This window comes from Dokdonia sp. PRO95, assembly GCF_000355805.1.
Classification (GTDB): domain Bacteria; phylum Bacteroidota; class Bacteroidia; order Flavobacteriales; family Flavobacteriaceae; genus Dokdonia.
On sequence record NZ_CM001837.1, the window covers coordinates 731,213 to 757,090 of the forward strand.

At 38.8% G+C, this 25,878-nt stretch carries 27 protein-coding genes and 1 pseudogene; 16 read left to right on the top strand and 12 right to left on the bottom strand.

Annotated elements, in window-relative coordinates; all coding sequences use genetic code 11:
- Nucleotides 1–2 precede the first annotated feature (2 nt).
- Nucleotides 3–665: a DUF1361 domain-containing protein gene (locus D017_RS03125; protein ID WP_035334608.1), complete on the top strand. Its 663-nt coding sequence runs from the start codon at nt 3–5 to the stop codon at nt 663–665.
- Nucleotides 665–1,042, top strand: coding sequence for a DUF2809 domain-containing protein (locus tag D017_RS03130; RefSeq protein ID WP_035334610.1), 378 nt, complete (start codon nt 665–667; stop codon nt 1,040–1,042). Before D017_RS03125 ends, D017_RS03130 begins: the two co-directional genes overlap by 1 nt.
- Here the strand turns inward: D017_RS03130 and mnmD are convergent.
- Together mnmD and D017_RS03140 are read right to left on the bottom strand one after the other, a co-directional pair.
- The gene (gene mnmD, locus D017_RS03135) at nt 1,032–1,715 is read right to left on the bottom strand and encodes a tRNA (5-methylaminomethyl-2-thiouridine)(34)-methyltransferase MnmD (RefSeq protein ID WP_035334611.1); all 684 of its coding nucleotides are present in this window, start codon (nt 1,713–1,715) and stop codon (nt 1,032–1,034) included. The genes D017_RS03130 and mnmD overlap by 11 nt on opposite strands.
- 73 nt (nt 1,716–1,788) lie before the next feature.
- Complete coding sequence (locus D017_RS03140; protein ID WP_035334612.1) at nt 1,789–2,313, bottom strand: DUF4920 domain-containing protein; 525 nt, start codon at nt 2,311–2,313, stop codon at nt 1,789–1,791.
- Nucleotides 2,314–2,394: 81 nt separating this feature from the next.
- On the opposite strand from D017_RS03140, the gene D017_RS03145 reads away from it, so the two are divergent.
- The 10 genes and pseudogenes from D017_RS03145 (at nt 2,395) to D017_RS03190 (ending at nt 11,425) form a co-directional block, all read left to right on the top strand.
- The gene (locus tag D017_RS03145) at nt 2,395–3,459 is read left to right on the top strand and encodes a branched-chain amino acid aminotransferase (protein WP_035334614.1); all 1,065 of its coding nucleotides are present in this window, start codon (nt 2,395–2,397) and stop codon (nt 3,457–3,459) included.
- Between the two features lie 135 nt (nt 3,460–3,594).
- Nucleotides 3,595–4,380 (top strand): M48 family metalloprotease, encoded by a 786-nt coding sequence (locus D017_RS03150; protein ID WP_035334616.1) that lies wholly within the window; start codon nt 3,595–3,597, stop codon nt 4,378–4,380.
- A gap of 90 nt (nt 4,381–4,470) precedes the next feature.
- Entirely contained in the window at nt 4,471–5,985 is a 1,515-nt protein-coding gene (gene gpmI, locus D017_RS03155; protein ID WP_035334618.1) for a 2,3-bisphosphoglycerate-independent phosphoglycerate mutase, read from the top strand.
- Nucleotides 5,986–5,997: 12 nt separating this feature from the next.
- A complete protein-coding gene (locus D017_RS03160) occupies nt 5,998–6,609 on the top strand; it encodes a thioredoxin family protein (RefSeq protein ID WP_035334619.1) in 612 nt (203 codons plus the stop codon).
- Nucleotides 6,599–7,171: a thioredoxin family protein gene (locus D017_RS03165; protein ID WP_225969329.1), complete on the top strand. Its 573-nt coding sequence runs from the start codon at nt 6,599–6,601 to the stop codon at nt 7,169–7,171. Before D017_RS03160 ends, D017_RS03165 begins: the two co-directional genes overlap by 11 nt.
- Before the next feature lie 129 nt (nt 7,172–7,300).
- Nucleotides 7,301–7,687 carry a DUF805 domain-containing protein gene (locus D017_RS03170; RefSeq protein WP_035334621.1) on the top strand — a complete coding sequence of 129 codons (387 nt, stop codon included), beginning with the start codon at nt 7,301–7,303 and terminating at the stop codon, nt 7,685–7,687.
- 108 nt (nt 7,688–7,795) lie between these two features.
- Nucleotides 7,796–8,256 (top strand): annotated as a pseudogene (locus D017_RS03175) (hydrolase).
- Nucleotides 8,256–9,077 carry a type I methionyl aminopeptidase gene (gene map / locus D017_RS03180; protein ID WP_035334622.1) on the top strand — a complete coding sequence of 274 codons (822 nt, stop codon included), beginning with the start codon at nt 8,256–8,258 and terminating at the stop codon, nt 9,075–9,077. Before D017_RS03175 ends, map begins: the two are co-directional and overlap by 1 nt.
- Before the next feature lie 3 nt (nt 9,078–9,080).
- Nucleotides 9,081–9,845: a class I SAM-dependent methyltransferase gene (locus D017_RS03185; RefSeq protein ID WP_035334623.1), complete on the top strand. Its 765-nt coding sequence runs from the start codon at nt 9,081–9,083 to the stop codon at nt 9,843–9,845.
- A 35-nt stretch (nt 9,846–9,880) separates the two neighbouring features.
- Nucleotides 9,881–11,425: a T9SS type B sorting domain-containing protein gene (locus D017_RS03190; RefSeq protein WP_035334624.1), complete on the top strand. Its 1,545-nt coding sequence runs from the start codon at nt 9,881–9,883 to the stop codon at nt 11,423–11,425.
- Here the strand turns inward: D017_RS03190 and D017_RS03195 are convergent.
- The 8 genes from D017_RS03195 to D017_RS03230 form a co-directional block, all read right to left on the bottom strand.
- A complete protein-coding gene (locus D017_RS03195) occupies nt 11,422–12,420 on the bottom strand; it encodes an FAD:protein FMN transferase (RefSeq protein WP_035334625.1) in 999 nt (332 codons plus the stop codon). The genes D017_RS03190 and D017_RS03195 overlap by 4 nt on opposite strands.
- Nucleotides 12,420–12,782, bottom strand: a complete 363-nt coding sequence (locus tag D017_RS03200; protein WP_035328806.1) for a hypothetical protein — start codon at nt 12,780–12,782, stop codon at nt 12,420–12,422. Before D017_RS03200 ends, D017_RS03195 begins: the two co-directional genes overlap by 1 nt.
- A gap of 135 nt (nt 12,783–12,917) precedes the next feature.
- Nucleotides 12,918–14,225 (bottom strand): NADH:ubiquinone reductase (Na(+)-transporting) subunit F, encoded by a 1,308-nt coding sequence (nqrF, locus tag D017_RS03205; RefSeq protein WP_035334626.1) that lies wholly within the window; start codon nt 14,223–14,225, stop codon nt 12,918–12,920.
- Nucleotides 14,226–14,227: 2 nt separating this feature from the next.
- Entirely contained in the window at nt 14,228–14,962 is a 735-nt protein-coding gene (nqrE, locus tag D017_RS03210; RefSeq protein ID WP_035334627.1) for an NADH:ubiquinone reductase (Na(+)-transporting) subunit E, read from the bottom strand.
- Nucleotides 14,963–15,013: 51 nt separating this feature from the next.
- A complete protein-coding gene (locus D017_RS03215; RefSeq protein ID WP_035334628.1) occupies nt 15,014–15,661 on the bottom strand; it encodes an NADH:ubiquinone reductase (Na(+)-transporting) subunit D in 648 nt (215 codons plus the stop codon).
- Nucleotides 15,661–16,407: a Na(+)-translocating NADH-quinone reductase subunit C gene (locus D017_RS03220; protein WP_035334629.1), complete on the bottom strand. Its 747-nt coding sequence runs from the start codon at nt 16,405–16,407 to the stop codon at nt 15,661–15,663. Before D017_RS03220 ends, D017_RS03215 begins: the two co-directional genes overlap by 1 nt.
- Before the next feature lie 2 nt (nt 16,408–16,409).
- Complete coding sequence (locus tag D017_RS03225) at nt 16,410–17,633, bottom strand: NADH:ubiquinone reductase (Na(+)-transporting) subunit B (RefSeq protein ID WP_035334630.1); 1,224 nt, start codon at nt 17,631–17,633, stop codon at nt 16,410–16,412.
- Between the two features lie 3 nt (nt 17,634–17,636).
- Complete coding sequence (locus D017_RS03230) at nt 17,637–18,983, bottom strand: Na(+)-translocating NADH-quinone reductase subunit A (protein WP_035334631.1); 1,347 nt, start codon at nt 18,981–18,983, stop codon at nt 17,637–17,639.
- 433 nt (nt 18,984–19,416) lie between these two features.
- Here D017_RS03230 and D017_RS03235 point away from each other — a divergent pair, with 433 nt between their 5' ends.
- The 3 genes from D017_RS03235 to apaG all read left to right on the top strand — a co-directional run bounded on the left by D017_RS03235 (nt 19,417) and on the right by apaG (nt 22,330).
- Nucleotides 19,417–20,670: a type IX secretion system plug protein domain-containing protein gene (locus tag D017_RS03235; RefSeq protein ID WP_035334632.1), complete on the top strand. Its 1,254-nt coding sequence runs from the start codon at nt 19,417–19,419 to the stop codon at nt 20,668–20,670.
- A gap of 77 nt (nt 20,671–20,747) precedes the next feature.
- Nucleotides 20,748–21,941, top strand: a complete 1,194-nt coding sequence (locus D017_RS14905; RefSeq protein WP_152023857.1) for a DUF3667 domain-containing protein — start codon at nt 20,748–20,750, stop codon at nt 21,939–21,941.
- 2 nt (nt 21,942–21,943) lie between these two features.
- Nucleotides 21,944–22,330 (top strand): Co2+/Mg2+ efflux protein ApaG, encoded by a 387-nt coding sequence (apaG, locus tag D017_RS03245; RefSeq protein ID WP_013750231.1) that lies wholly within the window; start codon nt 21,944–21,946, stop codon nt 22,328–22,330.
- Here apaG and D017_RS03250 read toward each other — a convergent pair.
- Both D017_RS03250 and D017_RS03255 read right to left on the bottom strand, forming a co-directional pair.
- Nucleotides 22,299–23,309 carry a DUF6695 family protein gene (locus D017_RS03250; RefSeq protein ID WP_152023858.1) on the bottom strand — a complete coding sequence of 337 codons (1,011 nt, stop codon included), beginning with the start codon at nt 23,307–23,309 and terminating at the stop codon, nt 22,299–22,301. The two genes, apaG and D017_RS03250, sit on opposite strands and share 32 nt — an antisense overlap.
- Nucleotides 23,306–24,022, bottom strand: a complete 717-nt coding sequence (locus D017_RS03255) for an NRDE family protein (RefSeq protein ID WP_035334633.1) — start codon at nt 24,020–24,022, stop codon at nt 23,306–23,308. Before D017_RS03255 ends, D017_RS03250 begins: the two co-directional genes overlap by 4 nt.
- A 192-nt stretch (nt 24,023–24,214) precedes the next feature.
- Between D017_RS03255 and pruA the strand changes: the two genes are divergently transcribed.
- Nucleotides 24,215–25,846, top strand: a complete 1,632-nt coding sequence (gene pruA, locus D017_RS03260; protein ID WP_035334634.1) for an L-glutamate gamma-semialdehyde dehydrogenase — start codon at nt 24,215–24,217, stop codon at nt 25,844–25,846.
- Nucleotides 25,847–25,878: the final 32 nt, after the last annotated feature.

The following is a 25,878-nucleotide window of genomic DNA, read 5'->3' on the forward strand; positions in this document are numbered from 1 at the left end:
TCATGGAAAAAATTATCATCTCAAAACTTAGAGAGTTCTATATTCTCATAGGAGGTCTTTTACTATGCTTCATTTTACTTGCAATACGCATTAAGATGACTGGTTCATTTTTCTTTCTCTTTTTAGTGTGGAATCTGTTTCTTGCATTTATACCCTATGCTTGCTCACTACTTTTAGTAACAAAAAAACAATGGATGCAATCTAGCTGGAAGTGGATTCCAATAGCAATACCATGGTTACTTTTTTTGCCTAATACGCCTTATTTAATAAGTGATTTACAGCACTTACAGCATAGCTCCCCAGATGTTATTTGGTACGATATCTTAATGCTTATAGCTTTTGTTTGGTATGCGCTATTTATAATGTACTTAACGGTAAGTGACATGCAAAAGCTCCTCATTTTAAAATTGAGATCTCAATATATTTCTTATGTTACCATAGGCATATTTATCCTTTGTGGCTTTGGTATTTATCTAGGTAGATTTTTAAGATGGAATAGCTGGGATATTATTCAAAACCCCTCAGGTCTTACTAACGACATATGGAATCAAATTAGTCATCCATATATAAATAGTAAAACCTGGATGGTCACATTTGGTTACGCAGCTATCATGATTCTATCCTTTTTTGGACTACAATTCACTCATTCAAAACACAAAAACTAATGCGCTTATCACTTAAATACATCATCGCATTCTTAGTCCTACTAGCAATAGGAATATTTATTGCCATTTATGTACACGACAATTTCATTAGACCTTACTTAGGCGATAGTATCGTTGTAGTGCTAATCTATGTGCTTATAATGGGATTGTTTAATATCCCGAGAAGTTTTAAAAGCAAAAATATCACTGCGCTAGCGGTATTACTATTTGCTTTTATAGTAGAAGGTTTACAAGCAATTTCTTTTATAAACTACACAGGTCTAGCCGACAATAAATTTGCTCGCATTATTCTAGGCACCTCTTTCTCTTGGTGGGATATGCTCGCTTATGTAGGTGGATATCTCTTTATTATAATTATAGAAAAACTTAGAGAGTAAGCTTTGTAGCTCTTAACATCTCGCGTTTGCCCGGAGGTCCTGGCAGTCGCTCTACTAGAAAACCTACAGCTTGCATTGCTCTCCTTGCAGCTCCTTGAGCACAATAAGTTGTCAAAACACCATTTGGTTTTAGTGCTTTAAACATTTTTGCAAAGATCTCTTCGGTCCATAATGTAGGCTGAACTCTTGGTCCAAAGGCATCGAAATAGATCAAATCAAAAACCTCGTTATCCGTAATATCTTCAAAACGCTGCTTGCGTTTTGTAAGCATAAAATGGTCACTTATTCTAATTTCCTTTTCCCAAGCAGCGTCGTGCATCTCGTTGTAAACCTCTGTAGCATCCTCTTCCTCTAGCTGACTAGCATAATCCATTGCTGAAGCTTCCTCTGATGTAACGGGATAGGCTTCTGCTCCCACGTAATTAAAAGAAACTTGATGCTTTTGTGCCTCAAAATAGGTAAGCAAGGCATTGAGCCCTGTACCAAATCCCATTTCTAGTATTGCAATTTCTTTTTGATCTCGATGTTGTGTAACATAGTGCTCTACTCCAGTCATTAAAAACACGTGACGTGCTTCTTGTATCGCTCCATGTTTAGAATGATACTGCTCATCCCACTCTGCAATATGTATCGTCTTTGAGCCGTCTCCTGTAGTTATAATTTCTCTCTTCATTTCTGTTAGGTAATACTAGTAAAAAAGGGTAAGCATACGCCTACCCTTTTTTAATGATTTTATAAAGTGTGGCTTAGTCTGCTTTAATTAACACACCATCTGCCATAAAGCGTAACTCGCGCTCCGGTTTAGTAATCGCAGCTATCTCTTCTTTAGATTTTCCAGCATCTTCTGCCATGTGACGCAGTTCATCTACAGATACTTCCTCTAGGTAAGCTTTTCCTTCTACAACGGCATTTCCATCTTTAGTATCTGTAGGCACAAAGAATCCGTAATCTTTAAACTTTACAAAAACTTGTTCCTCATCTGCGATATCTAAGCGCATCCAGCAACCTTTTGAAGCGCAAACATCATTAATAGGTGCTTCAAATTTTACGATAGCCGTATCACCTTCGGCAAGAGCTGCATACCTTTCTGAGATCTCATTTTTGGTCATTGCACCGTCTACAGATATCTTTTCTCCGTAGCTCGCATACGCCTGTTGAGCTTCTTTATTTTCAGTTTCCGCTTTCGCGAAAGCGTTATCACCCTCATTGTTAACTTCTTTACAACTTAGTATTGTCAAGAAAATTAAGAATATCGTTGCATATATTTTCATAATAGATTGGTTTTTAGTTGAACATCGTAAAATTATGCAAAAATCACTCGACAAGGATGACAAATCATTAAATTTGTTGCTATGGAAACAACCTCTACACTTCGTATTACAAAGCGTGACAACAGTAAAATTGCTGATGTTGATTTTAGTAACCTTGCTTTTGGTAGCGTATTTACAGACCACATGTTTTCTGTAGAATATGCAGATGGCAAGTGGCAACAACCAGAAATAGTTCCTTACGGCCCTATCTCTATGGATCCTAGTGCAAAAGTTTTTCACTATGGACAGGCTGTTTTTGAAGGAATGAAAGCATTTAAGGATGACAATGGAGATATCTTCTTATTTCGTCCAGAAGATAACTGGGAGCGTATCAATACCTCATCTGCACGTCTAGCAATGCCAGAACTTCCTAAAGAAGTTTTTATGGAAGGTCTTATGGAGCTTCTTAAACTAGACGAAGCTTGGATAAAAGCTGGAGATGGTAATTCTTTGTATATACGCCCTTTTCACATTGCAACACAACCAGGAGTATCTGCATCACCATCAGACAGGTACAAGTTTATGATTATTCTTGCGCCTGCTCAATCATATTACTCTGGTGAAGTAAGCGTAGTATTTGCCGAAAAGTATAGCCGTGCCGCGAGTGGTGGTGTAGGTTATGCAAAAGCTGCAGGTAACTATGCTGCACAATTTTACCCTACTAATCTTGCAAAAGAAGAAGGATACCAGCAGGTAATCTGGACAGATGCAAATACACACGAATACCTAGAAGAAGCAGGTACGATGAATGTATTTTTCCGTGTGGGAGATAAACTTCTTACAGCACCTACTAATGACACTATCCTTAATGGTATCACACGTAAGAGTATTATACAACTGGCAGAAGCAGCAGGTATTACTGTAGAAGTAAGACCAGTGGCTGTAAAAGACATTGTAGAAGCTGCACAAGCTGGTGAGCTTAAAGAAATTTTTGGCGTAGGTACTGCTGCAGTAGTAGTTCCTTTTAAGAGCTTTGCTTACAAGGGTGAAGATCACAAACTCAATGCACCAGAAAACAGTTATGGAGTACAGTTTAAAAAAGACTTAAACGACATACAATATAACCGCACAGAAGATAAATACGGGTGGAGAGTTGCTGTAAAATAGTACTTCAACATACATAAACAAAAACCGGAATAGCAGCTGCTGTTCCGGTTTACGAGTTTCTACAAGGCTATTATACTAAGAGACTACAGACTTTTTATTACCTTGTAAGCATTAATAAAAACAACCATCTAGATTATGAAAAGAGGTAGCGGTCTTAAGATCAGGTTACTTATAGGAGTTGCCATTGTTGCATTTGCACTTTTAAAAAACTGCAGCAATAGAGAAGAAAATCCATATACAGGCAAAGTACAAGCAATAAGCATGTCACCCGATGAGGAGATTGCAATGGGAATACAGTATGCCCCACAGATGGCAGAGCAGCATGGCGGTTTACACCCAGACCAGCAACTGCAAGCCTTTGTAGATCAAGTAGGAAATAAGCTAGTACAGGAAAGTATGGCTCGTGAGACCCCTTATAGATACGACTTTCACTTATTACGAGATGAACAGACAGTAAATGCATTTGCACTTCCTGGAGGACAAATTTTTATCACCTATGCCCTACTTTCAAAACTTGAAAATGAAGATCAAGTCGCAGGTGTACTAGGTCACGAGATAGGTCACGTACTTGGAAAACACAGCGCAGAGCGCGCCGAAAACTCTAGCATGTGGTCTACCATCTCCATGGGTGCAGAAGTAGGCGGCGGCATGGGCGGTGCTGCAGGTTCTATAGGCCAGAGTGTCTTGTTAGGTAATGGTCGTGATGACGAGTTAGAGAGTGATGATCTAGGCGTACGCTTTATGATACGCGCTGGTTATGACCCATACCAGATGATAGGTGTGATGAAAATACTTAAAGCGGCAAGTGGCGGCAGTAGTCAGCCAGAATTCTCTAGCACACACCCAGATCCAGAAAATCGTATAGAACAAATCAAGGAGAGCATCCAGAAATATGGTTATACGGGACCAGCGACTATGTAATAATATACTCGCAACCGTTTTCGTTAAAACCCTTTTAAAACCTCGCACCCGCGAGGTTTTGTTTTTATCTTTACTACTCAACCTAAGACGATGAATAAAAAAACAATCCTAATGATACTAGATGGCTGGGGTATGGCTCCAGACAAAAAAGTATCTGCCGTAGACCAGGCACAAACGCCTTTTATAGACAGCCTTTACAATAAGTACCCCCACGCACAGCTACTCACCCACGGTGAGAATGTAGGCCTGCCAGAGGGCCAGATGGGTAATAGCGAAGTGGGCCATATGAACCTAGGCGCCGGGAGGATTGTTTATCAAGACTTTGCTAAGATCAACAAAGCACTTAAAGAAGATACGCTCAAAGATGAGCAAGCGCTTAAGGATGCTTTCGCTTTCGCGAAAGAAAACAACAAGTCTGTTCACTTTCTCGGTCTCGTTTCTGATGGAGGTGTACATTCACACATTGAGCATCTTAAAGGACTTATTCTCGCTGCCGAAAATGCAGGAGTGCCACAATCTTTCATTCACGCTTTTTCTGATGGTAGAGATGTAGATCCAAAATCTGGAAAAAAGATGATAGGTGATATTTCTGCTTTCGCGAAAGCACACAACGCACAACTAGCATCTGTCATAGGTCGCTACTACGCAATGGACAGAGATAAACGATGGGAACGCGTTGCACTAGCATATAATTTAATTACCAAAGGAGCGGGAACACCTACTAAAGATATAGAACAAGCTATACAAGCCAGCTATGACGCAGGTAAAACAGATGAGTTTATAGATCCGCTTTTTGTAACTCAAGATGGGGAGACTATCTCTACCGTGCAAGAAGGTGACGTAGTGATTTTCTTTAATTTTAGAACAGATCGTGGTCGCGAACTAACAGAGATGTTATCTCAAAAAGATTTTGCAGAGCAAGACACAAAAAAGCTTGACCTGTATTATGTTACAATGACTAACTATGATGACACCTTTAAAGGCATTAAAGTTATTTACGACAAAGACAATCTCGTAAATACCCTTGGTGAAGTTTTAGAAAGCGCAGGTAAGAAACAAATACGCATCGCAGAAACAGAAAAATATCCTCACGTAACCTTCTTCTTTTCTGGAGGGCGTGAAGAACCGTTTAATGGAGAGTCTAGATTACTAGCTCCCTCGCCAAAGGTTGCCACCTACGACCTGCAGCCAGAAATGAGCGCTTTTGAGATACGTGACAAAATTGTTCCGGAAATAAACAAAGGAGACGTAGACTTTGTATGTCTTAACTTTGCAAATCCAGATATGGTAGGTCACACGGGTGTAATGGAAGCCGCAATAAAAGCCTGCGAAACAGTAGATAGCTGTACAAAAGATATTGTAACCGCCGCCGAAGAAAATGATTATACTGTAATCATCATTGCAGACCACGGTAATGCAGAGGTGATGATCAACCCAGATGGATCGCCTAATACGGCACACACGACAAATCCAGTACCGGTGATACTAGTCGATAAAGACATCAAGAAAATCAACAATGGTATTCTATCTGATGTGGCGCCTACAGTTTTAAAGCTACTAGGCGTAGACCAACCAGCTGTTATGGATTGTACACCTCTAATATAAATTACATATACAATGAAGCATTTTTATATAACACTCGCACTTCTTGCACTTATGTCAAGTTGTGATAGCTCAAAAAAAACAGTAGAAGCTACTCCTGCACCGCAGGTTACAGAGACTTTAGAAACAGAAACTCCTACTAAACCTGCACTGCCAGCAGTGGTTGCAAAACCCGCCCCTAAAGTGAAAACAATGTTAGTAGGTAAAGAAGATAGAACTGCCTTAGAACAAGCACCTTTTGATAGTTGGTTCAATCCTAACTATGCTAAATATGCAGTAAATGGAGATTACATAAAAGAAATAGAACAAGGACTAAAAGACGTTACTATCACCACTTTTATGGGAACTTGGTGTAGTGATAGTAAGCGTGAAACTCCAAGAATGTTTAAAATTCTAGATGAAGCTTCTTTTAAAAATCAAGACTTAGAACTTATTACTGTAGATCGTACAAAAAAGAAACCAACAATATATACTGACGGTAATAACATCATACGCGTACCTACTTTCATCTTTAAAAAAGATGGTAAAGAAATAGGCCGTATTGTGGAGCGTCCAGTAGAAAGTCTGGAAGAAGACATGCTTAAGATCTTAAATCAACAACCTTACAAACACTCTTATGAAAACTAATATTATAGCCTTAGCTACTATTATAGCACTTACTTTTTCTTGTAAAGAAAAGACCACCACCGAAGAAGTTGTGGTTGTTGAAGAAGTAGAAGTTGTAGATGAAAATGTAGACGACAATGGGGTTGCTATCCTTTTAGGCGCGCAAGAACGAGAAACCTTAGAGTCTGAGCCATATAACGAATGGTTTATGAACAGTTACAAAAATCATACTATAAATACGGAGTCCCTTACGGCTGTTAAGGAAGGTCTTAAAGATGTAAGGGTCACTATATTTATGGGAACTTGGTGTGAGGACAGCCAGCGTGAAGTGCCTGCATTTTTCAAAATCCTTGATGAGGTAGATTATGAAAGTGAGACTGTAAAACTTATCACTGTTTCGCAAGATAAAACAGCTCCAGAAGAACTAGTAAAAGGGAAAGATATAACAAATGTGCCTACATTCATTTTTATGAAAGATGGTCAAGAACTTGGTCGTATTGTAGAGTATCCTCTAGAAAGCTTAGAGAAAGATATGGCAAAGATTCTATCTGGCGCAGATTATCAACATGCTTATGCCGAGTAAATAAACAACAGTTATTAATTTCAAACCCCTCATCTTCATGAGGGGTTTTATTTTAAACATAATTTTTAAGGGAGCTATATATATTTATTAGCTTAGCGCATTAAACATTGATCAAAAAACAATTAATTTATGAAATGGTATTTAAAAGTAGTAGGAGATAATTATGCAAACTTTGAAGGAAGAGCACGTAGGGAAGAGTATTGGATGTTTGCGCTTTTTAATGTTATTTTCGTCATGCTTGCTTATATTCCACTTATTGCTGGTGCTGCAATGGAAAGTGAGGCACTAATTATGGTAGGGAGTCTATTACTTTTTCTTTACATAGTCGCTCTATTTATACCTAGTATTGCGGTAGCAGTACGCAGGCTTCACGATCAGGGTAAAAGCGGTACTTGGTATTTTATAAACTTTGTTCCATTTATAGGTGGCATTTGGTTTCTTATACTAATGATAACAGAAGGAACTCATGGTACTAATCAATATGGCCCAGACCCTAAGGGTGACCTGATACAATAATAATTATTAACTTATAACAAAGGGCTTCTATAAAACTTATAGAAGCCCTTTGTTATTATATAAACGTAACCGTAGTTCTTTTTGTAATTTTGCATAAACTTTAAAACAATCGAAACAATAAAAACCATAGCAGTAGATTTTGATGGTACCATTGTAGAAAATGCGTATCCAGGGATTGGTAAGCCTATGTTATTTGCTTTTGTAATACTCATAAAAAATTACAACAAGAAGGAAACAGACTCATCTTGTGGACTTATAGAAGTGGTGCTCGCTTAGATGAAGCCGTACAGTTCTGTGCGGATAATGGCATTACATTTTATGCCATAAATAAAAGCTATCCAGAGGAAGTTTTAAGTGAAGATATAAGCCGCAAGATCAACGCAGATATTTTTATTGACGATCGCGATGTACGTGGTATGATGGGATGGGGTGAGATCTATCAAATATTAGGCAGCAGTGATGAGAAATCACCCTCGCTAAAACAGAAGCGCAGTAAACCTGCTAGAAAACAATCAAAAAAGAGCTTTATGTCTCGCATAGAGGAGCTTTTTAAAGACGAAAACGCATAATGGCAATTATACAGAAAACAAGAGAAGAGATTGAGTTAATGCGTGAGAGTGCGCTAGTAGTATCCCGCACCTTAGGTATGCTTGCCGCCGAAGTAAAGCCAGGAGTCACTACGCTATATCTAGACAAACTTGCCGAAGAATATATAAGATCACAAGATGCCATTCCTGGTTTCTTGGGGCTATATGATTTCCCTAACACCTTATGCATGAGTCCTAATGAGCAAGTTGTACATGGTATCCCAAATGACAAACCTCTTATAGAAGGTGACATTATATCTATAGATTGTGGTGCTATAAAAAATGGATTTTATGGTGATCACGCTTATACGTTTGAGGTAGGAGAAGTAAGCACTGAAGTAAAGAAATTACTTGAAGTCACTAAGCAATCTCTTTATGTAGGTATAGAGCAGCTTAAAGTAGGAAATCGCGTAGGTGACGTAGGGTATGCTATTCAGAAATTTACCGAAGACCACGGTTATGGTGTAGTGCGCGAACTCGTAGGTCACGGTCTAGGAACTACCATGCATGAAGATCCAGAAATGCCTAACTACGGTAAACGTGGACGCGGTAAAAAATTTATAGAAGGTATGGTAGTAGCCATCGAGCCTATGACTAATATGGGAACTCGCAATATCACACAGCACAATGACGGCTGGACGATAACTACACGCGACAATAAACCAAGTGCCCACTTTGAGCATGATGTTGCTATATTAGATGGTAAACCTGAATTATTATCCACTTTTGCATACATCTACAAGGCCTTAGGGATTGAGAGCGATGAGGAAAGTCCTTTTCGTCAGCAAGCATTAGTGCTGTAACTAGTGAAAAAGCTTTTCAAATTTTTCTTAAATGCCATTCCGCGACCTTTGTTAATAAGGGCTAGTTATGTGGTGAGACCAATTATGGCTACCTTTTTAAAAGGTGTCCGTTACGAAGACCCTATTGACAGAAAAACATTTAAGAAATTTTTACCGTACGGTTATGGTACGCCAAGAGAGAATGTCCTGTCTCCATCTACACTTTCACTCGAACGTCACAGACTTTTGTGGCTATGGTTACAACGAGAAACAGATTTCTTTACCTCCCCTAGAAAAGTGTTGCATTTTGCTCCAGAGCAAGCATTTTATAAACGCTTTCGCGAAAGCGCACACCTAGATTACACCACTACAGATTTAAACTCTCCACTAGCAGATGTAAAAGCAGATATATGTGATTTGCCTTTCGGCGAAAATAGTTATGATCTCATATTCTGTAATCATGTATTAGAGCATATCCCAGATGACACTAAAGCCATGCAAGAATTATATCGCGTATTAAGACCAGGTGGGATGGCTATTTTACAAATACCGCAAGAACTTGATAGAGCCCTAACTTTTGAGGATGACACCATCACAGATCGTGAAGAACGCGCTAAAATATTTGGACAATATGACCATGTACGTGTCTATGGTCGTGACTACTTTGACAAACTAAGAAGCATAGGATTTAAAGTAGATGAAGTAGATTATACAAACACCTTATCTCAAGATGAAGTAGATCGCTATAGACTAGCTCAAGGAGAGATATTACCAGTTTGTTATAAATAATCGTATTTTCATGCTTTGCTAACTAATCTAACCCAATGGGACATCAAGCTAAAGCAATTTATTTGTTACTCTTTTTTAGCTTTTACGTCTCGTTTGGACAAACTTCAAATGACTGTATAAATGCCATACAAGTATGTGGCAGTTTACAATTAGGTATAGAACCTGCGGGAGTGGGATTTGACGAATTCTCAGAATCTGCTAATACTCCCCCACCTTGTTTTTTTGGTCTTTCTGACACAATCTGGCTAAGTTTTACATTTACATCTGACGGCACATTTGGTTTTACCATCACCCCTACTAACAATACAGATGACTATGATTTTGCTGTTTATGGCCCCACAGATGATTGTAGCTCACTAGGTGATGCCATAAGGTGCTCTACTACAAACCCACGAGCTGCAGGAGTAAGTGCAGCCACAGGGTTATCTCTAGCAGAACCTAATGATGATATATCAGAGGGACCAGGAGCAGATGGCGATGGTTTTTTAAGCGGTCTAAATGTTCTCGCTGGTCAGACATATTATGTTTTAATTGATCGTGCAATAGGTAATCAAAGTTTTGATATTGAAACTACAGGAACCTCACAATTACCTGAAACTCCAACTATAAATCCAATCCAAAATCAAGAGTTATGTGATCTTGACGGTCCTGTAGACGAGAAAACAAGATTTGACCTTGCTTCACTCATTCCATCGATAAATAATCAAAACAATGTAGCTGTGACATTTCATGAAACTTTGGATAATGTAAGCACAGGTGCAGATCCTATTGAATTAGATTATGTCAACATAGCTAACCCACAAACGCTTTATTATCGTGTAGAAAACACCCTCACAGGCTGTTTCAATATTGATGAATTTGATTTATCTGTAGCTATACCATTTGATGTGACCTTACCTCAAGACTTACAAATTTGCACTAACGATGCGCAACCTATAATACTTACTACAGAAGCTAATTATGCTTTCTACGAATGGAGTAATGGTCAATCTGGAGAAAATCTCAATGAAATCACAGTTAATGCTCCTGGAACTTATAGCGTTAATATAACAGATATCAGTGGTTGTAGAGCCACACAGAGCACTACGATTGTTGGAAGTTCCATAGCAAATATCACAGAGATATCAGTTACTAGTTTTGCACAGAATAATAATACCGCCATAGTAAATACAGAAGGTTTAGGTGAATATGAGTATGCAATTGACGTGCCAAGCAACTTCCAAGACAGCAATACTTTTACAGGACTAACTAACGGTTATTATAACTTTTATGTAAGAGATAAAAAGGGATGTGGCACCAGCACAGAAAGACAACTCATTTTAGATTATCCTCGCTACTTCACACCTAATGGTGATGGATATCATGATAAGTGGAAAATAATAGGCATTGGCGATATAGAAGATATAGCATCCATATACATATTTGACCGATACGGCAAATTATTAAAGCAGCTATCTCCGCAATCCAGTGGATGGGATGGAACGTACAGAGGGAAGCTACTTCCTTCTAGTGATTATTGGTTTTTATTAAAGTTTAATAACCGAGAAGACGTTGCTGGACATTTTCTATTAAAACGTTAATCTTGTATATATTTACTAAACCCTAGAGTCATAAAAACTCCTCCATCATACACGAGGTAAGCTTCTATATTTTGACCTTTTAAGGCCTCTTTTGAGCGCTCAAGCCCCATTGCCATACAAGAAGTTGCCCAAGCATCTGCCGTGGCACAATCATCTGCAATAATGGTTGCACTGAGCACATCACTACGCTCTGCAGAACCCGTAAGTGGGTTTATGGTATGTACGTATTGTTTACCCGTAGCTTCGTCAACGCGATTCTTTCGGTAATTTCCAGAGCCAGCCATCGCCTTGTTTGTAAGGTTTACGAGAACTGATGCCGTTCTGTCTGTCACTTTAGAATCTAGATTTTCTATTCCTACTGTCCAGCGTTGTTCTTTATTAAGGTTGGTCCCTGCGGCCACTATCTCTCCACCTATATCTACGAGGTAGTTATTAAACCCCTTTGAACCCATATAAGCTGCCACTCTATCTACTCCATACCCTTTTGCGATAGCATTAAAGTCAAAATAAATAGTTGAAGCGGTCTTGCTTATCGTTCCATCTTCTTGTAATTGTACTTTACTCCAACCTACATACTGCATTAATGAGTCTAATGTAGGCCCATCTAATGTTTCTAAGGCCTCTGTATCCCCAAAACCGTACGCATTGCGCAATGTGCCTACTGTAGGATCAAAGTAGTCTGATGTGACTTTATTTAGCTTTCGCGAAAGCGTAAATACATCCTTAAACATAGCATCTACAACAACGGTAGTATCGCCTCTATTTATTTTTGAGATATCACTTTCCGGAATGTACGTGCTTAGTGACTGGTTTACCACTGCTACCACAGAGTCTATACCCTTTTTAATTTGTGGAGCCTCTGCTACCTCTCCAAAGTATTTTACTCCATAACTAGTGCCAAAAGCGTTGCCTGCGATTGTAATCTCGTCTGGGGTTTGTGACTGTTTACAAGCTAGAAAACTTACAGCAATAAGAAATGATAGAAGTATGCGCATTATTGTATCTCTTGAAGTCCGTTATAAATCTCTCTGTAAGCCGAATCTTTTTCGACCGGTTTTTGATAATTGTCTCCGTGACCTAGTCCTACCCCAGCATAAAATGTACGTGCTTCAAACTTGAGTGCGTGATCACGCATTTTTATCATAAAAGCTTCATCATACACATTTGCATCTTCTGGAAATGTACGCGCTCTTACGATTACAAAATGTAATTTTTTATCCTTGAGAGCCACAAACTGCGGGTCCTTTTTAAGCTTAGAATTTACTGCCATAAACTCAAAGCCTTGACTCTTTAAATCTTCTCCTACGATATTCATCGCAAGGTTGTGAAGCTCTTGTTCTGTAAGAAGTTCTGCCATATTACAAAGATAATATTCACAGTTAACTGTACCTAACTGCAGCATAGTTTTGAAAGTAACAATATATCTAAAAACACAAAACCCGATACATTGCTGTATCGGGTTTTTAGGTTTTCGCGAAAGCGAAATTATATACTATCCTCCAAAGTCATCAAAACGGATGTTCTCATCTGGAATTCCATAATCTTCTCCCATTTTCTGAACAGCGTTGTTCATAAGTGGAGGACCACAGAAATAAAGTTCGATATCTTCTGGTGACTCGTGCTTACTTAAGTACTGGTCTATTACTACCTGGTGAATGAAACCTACAAAACCGTCTCCTTCTCCATCTGTAGAGTCTTTTACTTGCCAGTTATCTTCTTCCATAGGCTCAGAAAGCGCTAGATAGAATTTAAAATTAGGGAATTCTCTCTCTAACTCACGGAAATGCTCTAAGTAGAATAACTCACGCTTAGAACGTCCTCCATACCAGTAAGTAACCGTACGTCCCGTCTTAAGGGTTTTGAAAAGGTGATACAGGTGTGAACGCATAGGTGCCATTCCTGCTCCTCCTCCTACGTAAAGCATTTCTGCTTCAGATTCATTTATGAAGAATTCTCCATAAGGCCCAGAGATTACTACTTTATCACCTGGCTTTTGTGCAAATATGTATGATGATGCAACCCCAGGGTTTACATCCATCCATTGGTTTTTAGCACGATCCCACGGCGGCGTAGCAATACGCACGTTAAGCATAATCTCGCGTCCCTCTGCTGGGAAAGAAGCCATAGAGTATGCACGCTCTACAGTCTCATTATTTTTCATTGTAAGTGGCCATAGACCAAACTTATCCCACTCTGCTTGAAACTTATCTGGTGTTTCGTGCTCTTCTGGGTGAGCAGTGATATCTATATCCTTGTAGTTAATCGTACACTCAGGGATTTCAATCTGGATATATCCTCCAGCTTTATACCCCATATCTTCTGGTATCTCAACTACAAATTCTTTAATGAATGATGCTACGTTATAGTTACGTACAACTGTTGCATCCCATTTCTTAATTCCAAAAACTTCTTCTGGAATCGTGATATTCATATTTTGCTTCACCTTTACTTGACAAGCAAGACGTGCTCCGTGAGCAAGCTCCTTACGAGAGAAGTGTGGTGTTTCTGTAGGTAATGCTTCTCCACCTCCTTCAAGAACGTGACACTCACATTGTATACAAGTACCTCCACCTCCACAAGCAGATGGTAAGAATATTTTATTGTTTCCAAGAGTTGATAAGAGCGTACCTCCAGAGGCAACTTCAACTTCTTTTTCACCATTTATAGTAATTGTTACAGGTCCTGATGGAGATAACTTTTGCTTAGTAAAAAGCAATAAGCCCACAAGGATTAACGTAAGCACTAAAAAGGCAGCGATTGTGGCGATAACAACGCCAGACATTGATGCAGCTAGTAACATAATTAGTTTTCTTTTTCGTTAGCAATTTCAACCTCGATCATAGCTACGGGTTGCGTATTTTCTTCTTGTAACTCTATTTGAGCAGCTTCGGTAGCAGGTGCAGCTTCTTCTTCGTCACCACCTGTAAGCATTCCTCCAAAACTCATAAAACCTATTGCCATAAGACCTGTAATGATAAAAGTAATACCAAGACCTCTTAATGGAGCAGGAACATTTGAGTAACGTATTTTCTCACGTATCGCTGCAATTGCAAGAATTGCAAGGAACCACCCTATACCTGAAGATATACCATAGTTAAAGGCAAGACCTAACGTTTGGATATCTCTAGATTGCATAAATAATGACCCTCCTAAGATGGCACAGTTTACTGCAATAAGTGGTAAGAAAATACCAAGTGAGTTATATAATGACGGAGAGAACTTCTCTACTACAATCTCTACTAGTTGTACCATTGTTGCAATAGTTGCAATAAATAGTATGAATGATAAGAAACTTAAGTCATAATCTGCATACTCTGGTCCTAACCACGCTAGTGCGCCATCACGAAGAATATACTGGTCAAGTAGCCAGTTTATAGGCACTGTTACTGCTAGTACAAATATGACAGCAGCACCAAGACCAACAGCGGTTGACACTTTTTTAGACACGGCTAGGTAAGAACACATTCCTAAGAAAGTGGCAAATACCATATTGTCTATGAAAATCGATTTGAAAAATAATTCAATATGCTCTAACATATCTTTGATTTTATAGGTTTACGCTTTCGCGAAAGCGTGATAATTCATTTTCTAGTTCTCTTCTACGAGTGCAGGGTTCTTACTACGCTGTACCCAAATAATGAGTCCAACTACGATAAGTGCCATAGGTGATAATAACATAAAACCGTTGTTCTCGTAGCCTATGCTGTATAATCCTGTCTTTTCTATTGGATCTCCTAGTACTTTAACACCTAGAAGCGTTCCTGAACCTAATAGCTCTCTAAAGAAACCTACTATGATTAAGATTACACCATAACCAAGTGCGTTACCTATCCCGTCTAAAAATGATCTGTATGGACCGTTACCTAAAGCAAAAGCTTCAAAACGTCCCATAATGATACAGTTTGTAATGATAAGACCTACAAAGACTGAAAGTTCTTTACTAAGCTCATAAGCAAATGCCTTGAGCGTCTGGTCTACTACAATTACAAGTGTTGCCACAACGATAAGTTGTACAATAATTCTAATTTTTGATGGTATGATGTTACGCATAAGCGATATCACTACGTTACCAATACCTAGTACAAATAGTACAGATACTGCCATTACGATAGACGCTTTAAGCTGAGCAGTAATTGCTAGTGCCGAACAGATACCTAATACTTGAATAGTAATTGGGTTATCATCTGCTAATGGATCAAGAATGAGTCGTTGATCTTTTTTTGATAGTATCGCCATTATGCTTTGGTTTTAAAATCTTTAATTACTGGAACGTAGCTTTTAAGTGTGCTTTTAATCATTGCACTCACACCGTCACCAGTGATAGTTGCACCTGCTAGAGCATCTACTTTATTATCGTCCTTACGTTCATTTTTTGGATCATTGTTACCTTTTGCAACTGTGATACCTGAGTACTGAGTTTTTGACATAATCTGCTCACCAGTAAAGTCGTCCATAAAGTAACGCTCTTTAATGTTTGCACCTAGACCAGGAGTCTCTCCTTTGTGATCAAAAAACACACCTTGAACAACTAGATCTTTATCTAGCGCCACATATCCCCAGATAGCATCCCAAAGTCCTTTACCGTACATAGGCACAACAAAAAATTGTTTACCATCACGCTCTCCCACAAAAAGAGGCATCTTGCGCTCATTTTTAGGCAACTTGCTTTGCTTCTTCATATCTACAGTAAATGCCTCATCACTTTGAGTCACTTTACCATTCTGGATGATGTAAGCTTCTTTAATGTACTTATCGTACTCTGCTTCTACCTTATCAGTAGGGATGAAGTTTACACCTCCATCACCTTCTACATTCTCATTTACGCCCATAGCATAAAGAATGTTTTGCTGCTTTTCAAAGCGCTCATTTTCTTTAATAGCAGGCTTAAGACCTTGTGCTAGTCCTGCTAGAACTCCTCCTACTACGACTACCATAATAGTCGCAAAGAGAATTGTATATCCGTTTCCGTCTGTCTTTGCCATCGTTATGCTGTTTTAAGTTTAAGACGCTTCATTCTCTTCTTCACATTCCCTTGTACCACGTAGTGATCAATTGTAGGAGCAAATACGTTCATTAATAATATCGCAAGGAAAACTCCTTCTGGGTATGCTGGGTTAAATACACGAATCATGATAGATATAAATCCTATTAAGAATCCGTAGATGTATTTTCCTTTATTAGTTTGTGAACCTGTAACGGGATCTGTTGCCATAAATACAGCACCAAATAAGATACTACCTATGATAAGGTGTTGCCAGAAAGGAACACTCATCAATCCGTAAAACTTACTTGAATTATCAATCCATCCTGCGTCAACTACTCCGTTAAAGATAAGCCCCATCACTAGTGCTCCTGCTACTGCAGAAAGTATAATTCTCCAGCTTGCTATTTTTGAAAAGATCAAGAATGCAGCACCAAAAATGATTAAAAGTTTTGATGTCTCTCCTACAGAACCTGGTATAAAACCAGCAAACATATCCCAATAGTCGTAAGCAACAGTACTATTCTGTGCATAACTACCTAAGATAGTTTCCCCAGAGATTGCATCTGGCTGCCCAGCCATATCTACTGCTTGGTGTACCCATACTTTATCTCCAGACATCCATGTAGGATATGCAAAGAATAAGAAAGCACGTATAGTAAGTGCAGGGTTAAGGATATTCATCCCTGTTCCTCCAAATACTTCTTTACCTATTACTACACCAAAGATTACCGCTACTGCAAGCATCCATAATGGAATATCAATAGGAACAATAAGTGGCACAAGCATTCCAGTTACTAGGTAACCTTCTTCTACTTCGTGTCCTTTTATAACTGCAAAAATAAATTCTACAAGAAGACCTACACCGTACGAAACCACCACAAGCGGTAATACTGTCCAAGCTCCCATTGCAAAGTTATCCCAGTTCCAGAAATTTCCATCAAAGAAACCTACAGCTTTATACTCTGCTGCTGTTCCAGCAACCTCTGCAACTGCATAGTAATGCTGGTATCCAGCATTAAATATTCCAAATAACAAACAAGGAATCAATGCGATGATTACCGTGTTCATTGTTCGCTTTAAATCATCTACCGCTCTAATGTGACCACCACTATGTGTTGTCTCATTAGGAGCGTATAAAAAAGTGTGAAGTGCGTTGAAAGCCGGAGCCATCTTCTTCCCTTCATACTTCATTTTAAGCTTATGTAAACTTTCTTTCATTCCCATAACTTATCCTATTTCTTTATACATAACATCTAATCCCTTTCTGATAATTTCTTGATGTGGCTGTTTAGACACACACATAAACTCAGTAAGTGCAAAATCTTCTGGAGCTACTTCGTACATCCCAAGTGCTTCCATCTCATCTAAATCTTCTACCATACAAGCCTTAAGGATTTGCATAGGGTAGATATCTAGAGGAAAAACCTCTTCGTAGTTTCCTGTTACAACAAACGCACGGTGCTCACCATTTGTATTGGTATCAAGATCATATTTTTTATTAGGTTGCATCCATGAGAACGTAAGCGCTCTAGATGGCGATATCTTATCAAAAACAGGCTTATTCCACCCAAAGAATTCATAATCATCACCTTCTGGGATAGCAACAAACTCAGTTGCATAAAAACCAAGAGCTCCATCTGGACTCACTTTATTACCCGTAAGTACGTTACCAGAAATAAAACGGTTGTTATCTCCTTCTACCCCTGCAGCATAAGCAAATGTAGAAACCTCAGCCCCTATCATTGTCTTGTAATACTTAGGCGCTTTGATCGATGATCCAGATACAGATATAACACGCTGTGCATTAAACTTACCTGTAAGCAACAACTCTCCAATAACAGCAAGATCTTGTGCAGCAATCGTCCACGCAGTTTCTCCCTTATTGATTGGGCTTGTTTTATTAATTAAAGTTCCAACATTCCCAGCCGGGTGTGGTCCTTTTACTGTATGAGTTACAACATCTTTAAGTCCAGAAAATATAGAAGAGCTTGCTCCTATAGAAACATGAACACCTCCGGAAGTAAGCGTTGCAAGCGCAGAAACTGCTGCTTGTAAGTGTGCTTCCTTACCTGCAAGAACAAAATCAAGGTCTGCAGCGAGTGGTCCCGTGTTTAATCCAGAGATAAAGATCGCCTTTGGAGTTACTGTTGGATTTGCAACAACATCATAAGGACGTTGCTTAATAAATGGCCAAACTCCTCCTTCAAGTAATCTCGCTTTTACTGCCTCTGCGCTTGCAGATGCTCCTAAAGCTCCTAGATCACGAGTAGCACCAGCATAATCTGCTTCAATCACAATATCAGTAATCACACGGCGAGCGCCACGCTTGATTTCTGTAATTGTTCCAGCAACTGGAGATACAAATTTGATTTCTTCTTGAGACTTTGAGTAAAATATTACATCTCCTGCCTGTAGGGTCGCTCCTTCTTTTACGACCATTTTAGGAGTAATGAGATGAAAATCTGAAGGTCTAATAGTAATGGTACGCGATCTTGGCGCCTCAGAAATTGTTTTTTCTGCTTCGCCTACTAATCGGATATCAAGACCTTTTTTGATTCTGATGTCTTTTGACATATGTCAGTAGATTTATGTTATCTAAAATCCTCTTAAATTGAGGTTTGCAAATTTACATAATACGGTCCGTATTTCCGAGTGTGACTAAGTGAAAGTATTATTTATAACATTTCTAAATAACGTTTTACACAACTCATTAAACAAAGCTTCTCAAAACACTATATTTCAAACGTTTTCACCTCAGAAAAATCTATATTTTAAGATTATTGTTAAGCCTATTTGCTTTAGCCTGCTCAAAAATAATTTTTAAGCAACCATAAGCTAGGGGCTAAAATCTTTAAAAATCTATTCAAAAAGTAGGCAGTGATACACTTCCCGTTATCACATTTTCGCGTAAGCGTAATCATCAAACATCATAATTTGCCATGCCATATAGATCGACGCAATATCTCGGCATCAAAATTGTTTATATTTGGTAACCATTCATATTTTTATGAGACCATATTTTACCATATTCTTACTTGCTCTTTCGTTATCTGCCGCTGCTCAAGCAGTGCAAGAACTTCCCGAACCTGCTTTTATTAAAACCGTACAGTTTAATGAAAACAGCACAACCGGCACCTCACTCCCTATTATCAAACTAGGAAGTCGTTTACGCCTTTCCTTTGACGATATTATAGGTGATGAACGTGATTATTATTACAAAATAACTCACCATAATGCAGATTGGACTCCTAGCGATCTCGTACGCTCTGAGTTTATGGAAGGTATGGACAATGTGCGTATTCTTGGGTTTGAGAATTCGGTGGCTACATTACAACTCTATACTCATTACGACTTAAGTATACCTAATAAGATAACAAAGAGACTCACTAAAACAGGTAATTATCTTTTAAGTATTTACGATGAGGATGACCAACTAGTTTTTTCTCGTAAGTTTATGATTTACAACCCAAAATATAGTGTAGGAGCAGAAGTTAAGAGGTCTCGAGATTTACGTTATATAGATAGTAAGCAAGTACTACGCTTCTTTGTAGACTCTGGAGACGACCTCATTATCAACCCTAAAAACAACCTGCATACTGTTCTTATCCAGAACAACAACTTAAAAACAGCTATCACAGGCGTAGACCCTCAATACAATATAGGGAGTAAGCTTGAGTACCGCTATGATCAAGAAACAGCTTTCTGGGGCGGTAATGAGTTTTTTAACTTTGAAAACAAAGACGTACGATCATCTACTTTTGCAATACGCAGCATAGAGCTTAAAAGTCTTTACCACAATTACCTCTACACGAATCCAGCTCGCTATGATGAGCCATACACCTACAATCCAGACATTAACGGTAATTTCTTAATCAACACCTTAGAAGGTCGCACACCACTCACAGAGGCAGAGTATGTGTGGATTCATTTCTCTTTGCAATATCCAGAAATTAACGAAGGACAGTCCATACATGTCTATGGAAACTTTAATAATTATGTAATCGACAAGAGCACTGCCCTTACTTACAATAGCGACTCGCGTCGTTATGAGTTACCTTATTTGCTTAAACAAGGATTTTACAACTATCGATATATACTGGTAAACGCAGATGGAAGTATTGAAGAGAAGAATAATATAGATGGCAACTTCTGGCAGACAGAAAATGATTATCAGATTCTCGTGTACTACCGCAAGCCTGGCGGACGATTTGATGAACTCCTAGGATATGGCGCCACAAACTCTAGCCAGATTACAAACTAATCGTATGGTACTTATTTAGTGTTATTTCTTTACGCTTTCGCGAAAGCGTATCCTTCTAAAAATCCTATATTTATATCGTGAAGGAAACAGAAATCAAACCAACTAGCCGAAAGGCGATGCGATATCGAGGGGTAGAATGCTTAAACTGTAAGCATCCGCTAGAACTTTCTGACCGTTTTTGTGCATACTGCGGTCAAATAAACACCACCAAAAGACTTACGCTCAAAGATTTTTTTAATGAATTTATACTGAGCGTATTTACTTATGATTCTCGATTTAGATACACAGTAAAAGATTTATTGTTTAAACCAGGCACCATCACTAGGTATTATGTAGATGGGAAACGTCTTAAATATGCAAACCCTTTTCGGTTCTTTCTAAGCGCCTCTATTTCTTACTTTATAATACTAGCCATCATAGGCTTTATAAATGGCAATAATGATCTAGACTTCACAGATGATGGAGTCATCCAATTCAATGTTGATGAAGCACAAGGAGATATTGACGCAATAAAAGACATTACCAAAGACATCAACATAAATGAACTTCAAAATCTCAATCAAGAAGATGCAGATCTGCTAGAAGAAAGAATTAATAATACTATTGAAAATAGCGTCTCAAAACTTAAAGAGCGAAAAAAGACAAAGGACTCCACAAAGAGAGCCGTCAAGAAAGTTCCTTACAGCACCCGTTCTGAAGCCTCTATTGACGGGATGTATCTTTCTAGAATCGCAACAAAGGGCGAGATTTTTTATGATTTCTTTGAGTATACAGAAATAAGTGATCCAGTAACTGCTCTCGATAGCTTAAACTTTAGCAAGACTAGAACAAACATTTTTTTATATAGCAAGAATGAAGATATAAAACGTGTAAAAGATAATCCAGCACGTTTTATTAGGTTCTTAGCTTCAAAAATTCCTTTCTTCTTATTCTTTTTCGCACCTATTTTTGCACTCTTTTTGTGGCTGATATATTCAAAAAAGCGATTCAACTATATGGAGCATCTAGTGTTCATATTCCACATTTTTAGTTGGGTCTTTTTAGTACTACTTATAGCCATCATTCCAGACCTACTTATTGGGGATGAAATAGTTGCATCACTCCTACTTCTATTAGTCGGTCCATTTTACTTTTACAAGGCACTTCGCAATTTTTATAAACAAAAAAGAAGGTGGACGCTACTAAAATTTGTATTTTTAAATATCATATTCTATTTAGGAGCAACAATATTTGCCGTAATTTTCTTTGCAATCACTGCATTTTTATTTTAAGAATGGTACAACAAGTTACACGAGGAATCAAGATTTCTGTAGAGACTACCTTTGAGGGCACATTTTATAAAAATCATAAAATGCGCTATGCCTTTGGCTATAAAATAACGATAGCAAACCAGAGTAAAGACAGCGTGCAACTCATGGCTCGTCATTGGAGAATCACAGATGCCCTTAGCGCACCAGAGACCGTTGCTGGAGAAGGTGTAATAGGTAAAAAACCTGTTCTCAAACCTGGCGAAAGCCACACATACAGTTCTGGATGCTTGCTCAACTCTGCCTTTGGGGCAATGCAAGGTTTTTACCAGATGGTAAACTTTACTACTACACGTAATTTTAGGGTAAAAATCCCAGTTTTTAAGCTGAGTGCGCCTTTTGCTCTAAACTAATATCCGAGAATTCTTGAGAAGTAAGCTCAAGGCGAAAAAGTGAATCTCCCTGCTCAAGCGTGCAATATACGCAGTTACTATCATACACAAAACGATAATCACTCACCACCGAGAAACCCTCTGGAAATACAGTAACACCTTGAAAATCCTGCTCGCCAAACTCAGTAAACCTTCTTACAACACCTTTTACCTCAGAGAGAATCTCAAGGTGAAAATACGCACTACTACCTGTGCCCTCTAGAAAGTAAACGTTTTCTGGCAACACACCCTCATCTTCAACAGTGTACGCAGCGGGAACTCGTCTGTCAAAGTAATTTGTAAGATTCTCGCGTAGCGCAGTTGAGTTATATGGAGCAATCTCACCATTAAAAACTTGATAAACTCCTTCTTCTGAAGCGCTTTTCTCAACATTACCTACGGTACTCGGTGTAAACTTCTTGTTACGCTTAAGGTATTTAATAATAGCCTTATCCTCAGTACTAGCTAGGATCGTCTCTGTAACAAAACGAGCGCAATTACTTCCTATTTTTCCAAAGGCTTTATAAGGAACACTGCCTTGACTTTGTAGTGAATTAATGTAAGCAAGTGCTTTCTCATAATTAATAGCCGAGCAAAGCGAGGCTACAAGTCTGCCTGACCCGTGCGTTTTTTCTGGATGTGCATCAAGCCACAATAATAGCTCATCTAGATTTTCAAGCGTTCCATTATTTACAATTGCCGTTACGGGTACTTTAAGTTCTATATCTGTATTTGCACCACGCACACGACCTTTTCCTTTGGGAGTAATATATCTGCCAAAATCAAAATATTGCGCTTTACCAGTCTCATTTTCTATAAGCACAAGCGCAGCGTGACCTGCTTTGATATGGGTGCGGGTACCTAGCCCCATGAGAGGTAAAATTTTACACATGAGCTCATCAGACATTTTTACAAACGTATCTGGAAAAGCGAGCACTATAATCTTTCCGTTATATATCACGCAGGTATCATTTCAAATTGAGCGGTGTGAACTTCCTCCTTTTGAAGGTCATTATACGTCATCACGCATGTATCATCTATTTTCTCCACCTGAGTAACACTTACTGTTTTTAAAAGTCCGCGATTGATTTGCAGATCTATATGCGCATCACCTTCTCCTGCCTTGGTATGAAAGTTAAATAAACTTTCCTTACTCCAGTCTGTAGTCTCCTTAAAAGCAGCAAACCATGTCTTCCGTTTTTCTTTCATGGTGGCGTCATATAATGTAGAGGACGACCATATTTTTGGCTCATGATCTAGCACTGTTATATGTGCTTTCTCACCATCCCAAACGAGTTCTGTAGCCTTAAGTGCACTACTCCAGTCTATAGCTACAATCGTGAAAGGCTCAATACCCTTATAATTGAACGTATCGATAGCCTCAGACAAATCGGCTGCCTTGAGAAGTTCTTTTACAACGATGCCTCGACTCATGGTATAACTTTCCTTTCTCACGTGTATTTCAAAACCACCGTTAAGCAAGCATATCATCCTATTTTTTTCGGAAATGCCTATCCACGTACCGCCCGCGACAGCGTCTTTTGGAAATAGCATCTTTGTTCCATCTACATCATAAAAGTCTGGAACGAGGGTGGTTCTACCCACCGCTTCATCGCGATTAGACGTAAGAATGAACGTATTATTTTCTTTCGGAATATAGGTTACAGTACACATTAAGGGATAAGTCGCAGTTTAATGGGTGAAATTACGAAAAAAAGATTGGCAGAGTTTCATAAGATATGTTTCTAAGTTACGCTTTCGCGAAAGCGTAAAAATCCCACTTGTTACACTCTTCCCAAAGACCTGTATCATCCTATCTTAAATTTGTAACTTTACAACTCGTAAAAAACAAAACAAAAAAACATCATGGGAAAAGGATTTTTTCAAGTTCCAGTTGCTGTAAACGAAGAGGTAAAATCTTATGCTCCAGGCTCTCCAGAACGCGAGGCGGTAGCAGCAGCTTATAAAGAATTATTTAATGCACACACAGAAGTACCGATGTACATCAACGGTAAAGAAGTGCGCACAAAAAATACACGCACGATCACTCCACCACACGATCACAAGAAAGTGGTAGGTGAGTATCATCTTGCAGAAAAAACACATATTGATCAAGCAATTGCTGGAGCTCTAGAGGCTCGTACAGAGTGGGCAGAGCTTCCATGGGAGCAGCGTGCAGGCATCTTTCTTAAAGCTGCAGAGCTTATTGCAGGGCCATACCGTGCAAAGATTAATGCTGCAACGATGATCAACCAGTCTAAGACTATCTACCAAGCTGAGATTGATGCTGCTTGTGAACTTATAGACTTTTTACGTTTTAACGTGCAGTTTATGACAGACATCTATAATGAGCAGCCAGAGTCTACTTCTGGAGCTTGGAATAGATTAGAATACCGTCCACTAGAAGGGTTTATCTATGCGATTACTCCTTTTAACTTTACTGCAATTGCTGCAAACCTTCCTGCTGCCTGTGCACTTATGGGGAATGTAGTAGTATGGAAGCCTTCTGATAGCCAGATGCTTTCGGCTAAGATTATTCTTGACATCTTCCGTGAGGCTGGTGTGCCAGATGGTGTAATCCAAGTTGTACACGGAGATCCTATCATGATTACAGATACCGTACTTGCAAGCCCAGATTTTTCTGGACTACACTTCACAGGATCTACTCATGTATTTAAGGATATCTGGAAAAAAATAGGTGAGAACATTCACAATTACAAGACATACCCACGTATCGTAGGTGAAACTGGTGGTAAAGATTTTATCGTTGCTCACCCTACTGCTCCTGCTAAGCAAGTTGCAACAGCAATCTCGCGTGGTGCTTTTGAATTCCAAGGACAGAAATGTAGTGCAGCAAGTCGCGGTTACATTCCTGCTTCTATCTGGGAAGAAGTAAAAGAGTACGTTATAGAGGATGTGAAGTCTTTTAAAATGGGTTCTCCAGAGGACATGACTAACTTTATTACTGCGGTAATACATGAAGGATCTTTTGACAAGCTTGCAAAATATATTGACCAAGCAAAAGAAGATGCAAATGCAGAGATCATCGTAGGTGGTGGACACGACAAGAAGAAAGGTTACTTTATTGAGCCTACTGTTATCGTAACTACAGATCCTAACTATACAACAATGCACACAGAGCTTTTTGGCCCAGTGATGACTATCTATGTATATGAAGATAAAGACTGGAGCGAGATGCTTAAGCTTGTAGACAGCACTAGTGAGTATGCACTTACTGGAGCAATACTAGCAACAGATCGTTATGCTGTACAAGAGGCTACTAAGGCTCTTAAAAATGCAGCAGGTAACTTCTATATTAATGACAAGCCTACTGGAGCAGTTGTAGGGCAACAACCTTTTGGTGGAGCTCGTGCATCTGGAACTAATGATAAGGCTGGTTCTATGCTTAACTTACTACGCTGGGTAAGCCCACGTATGATTAAGGAAACATTTGTAACTCCTACAGATTACAGATACCCTTTCTTAGCAAAAAAGTAATAGACTAAGACAACTACTAATGATAAAGCCCA

Bases quoted from the DNA above. Each gene is read 5' to 3' on its own strand.
- D017_RS03190 (WP_035334624.1), top strand. From the start codon at position 9,881: ATGGGACATCAAGCTAAAGCAATTTATTTGTTACTCTTTTTTAGCTTT.
- mnmD (WP_035334611.1), bottom strand. From the start codon at position 1,715: ATGAAGAGAGAAATTATAACTACAGGAGACGGCTCAAAGACGATACAT.
- D017_RS03215 (WP_035334628.1), bottom strand. From the start codon at position 15,661: ATGGCGATACTATCAAAAAAAGATCAACGACTCATTCTTGATCCATTA.
- D017_RS03230 (WP_035334631.1), bottom strand. From the start codon at position 18,983: ATGTCAAAAGACATCAGAATCAAAAAAGGTCTTGATATCCGATTAGTA.
- D017_RS03150 (WP_035334616.1), top strand. From the start codon at position 3,595: ATGAAAAGAGGTAGCGGTCTTAAGATCAGGTTACTTATAGGAGTTGCC.
- gpmI (WP_035334618.1), top strand. From the start codon at position 4,471: ATGAATAAAAAAACAATCCTAATGATACTAGATGGCTGGGGTATGGCT.
- D017_RS03170 (WP_035334621.1), top strand. From the start codon at position 7,301: ATGAAATGGTATTTAAAAGTAGTAGGAGATAATTATGCAAACTTTGAA.
- D017_RS03130 (WP_035334610.1), top strand. From the start codon at position 665: ATGCGCTTATCACTTAAATACATCATCGCATTCTTAGTCCTACTAGCA.
- D017_RS03160 (WP_035334619.1), top strand. From the start codon at position 5,998: ATGAAGCATTTTTATATAACACTCGCACTTCTTGCACTTATGTCAAGT.
- D017_RS03220 (WP_035334629.1), bottom strand. From the start codon at position 16,407: ATGGCAAAGACAGACGGAAACGGATATACAATTCTCTTTGCGACTATT.
- D017_RS03225 (WP_035334630.1), bottom strand. From the start codon at position 17,633: ATGGGAATGAAAGAAAGTTTACATAAGCTTAAAATGAAGTATGAAGGG.
- D017_RS03200 (WP_035328806.1), bottom strand. From the start codon at position 12,782: ATGGCAGAACTTCTTACAGAACAAGAGCTTCACAACCTTGCGATGAAT.
- D017_RS03165 (WP_225969329.1), top strand. From the start codon at position 6,599: ATGAAAACTAATATTATAGCCTTAGCTACTATTATAGCACTTACTTTT.
- pruA (WP_035334634.1), top strand. From the start codon at position 24,215: ATGGGAAAAGGATTTTTTCAAGTTCCAGTTGCTGTAAACGAAGAGGTA.
- apaG (WP_013750231.1), top strand. From the start codon at position 21,944: ATGGTACAACAAGTTACACGAGGAATCAAGATTTCTGTAGAGACTACC.
- D017_RS03140 (WP_035334612.1), bottom strand. From the start codon at position 2,313: ATGAAAATATATGCAACGATATTCTTAATTTTCTTGACAATACTAAGT.
- nqrF (WP_035334626.1), bottom strand. From the start codon at position 14,225: ATGTTACTAGCTGCATCAATGTCTGGCGTTGTTATCGCCACAATCGCT.
- map (WP_035334622.1), top strand. From the start codon at position 8,256: ATGGCAATTATACAGAAAACAAGAGAAGAGATTGAGTTAATGCGTGAG.
- D017_RS03125 (WP_035334608.1), top strand. From the start codon at position 3: ATGGAAAAAATTATCATCTCAAAACTTAGAGAGTTCTATATTCTCATA.
- D017_RS03195 (WP_035334625.1), bottom strand. From the start codon at position 12,420: ATGCGCATACTTCTATCATTTCTTATTGCTGTAAGTTTTCTAGCTTGT.
- D017_RS03255 (WP_035334633.1), bottom strand. From the start codon at position 24,022: ATGTGTACTGTAACCTATATTCCGAAAGAAAATAATACGTTCATTCTT.
- D017_RS03145 (WP_035334614.1), top strand. From the start codon at position 2,395: ATGGAAACAACCTCTACACTTCGTATTACAAAGCGTGACAACAGTAAA.
- D017_RS03235 (WP_035334632.1), top strand. From the start codon at position 19,417: ATGAGACCATATTTTACCATATTCTTACTTGCTCTTTCGTTATCTGCC.
- nqrE (WP_035334627.1), bottom strand. From the start codon at position 14,962: ATGTTAGAGCATATTGAATTATTTTTCAAATCGATTTTCATAGACAAT.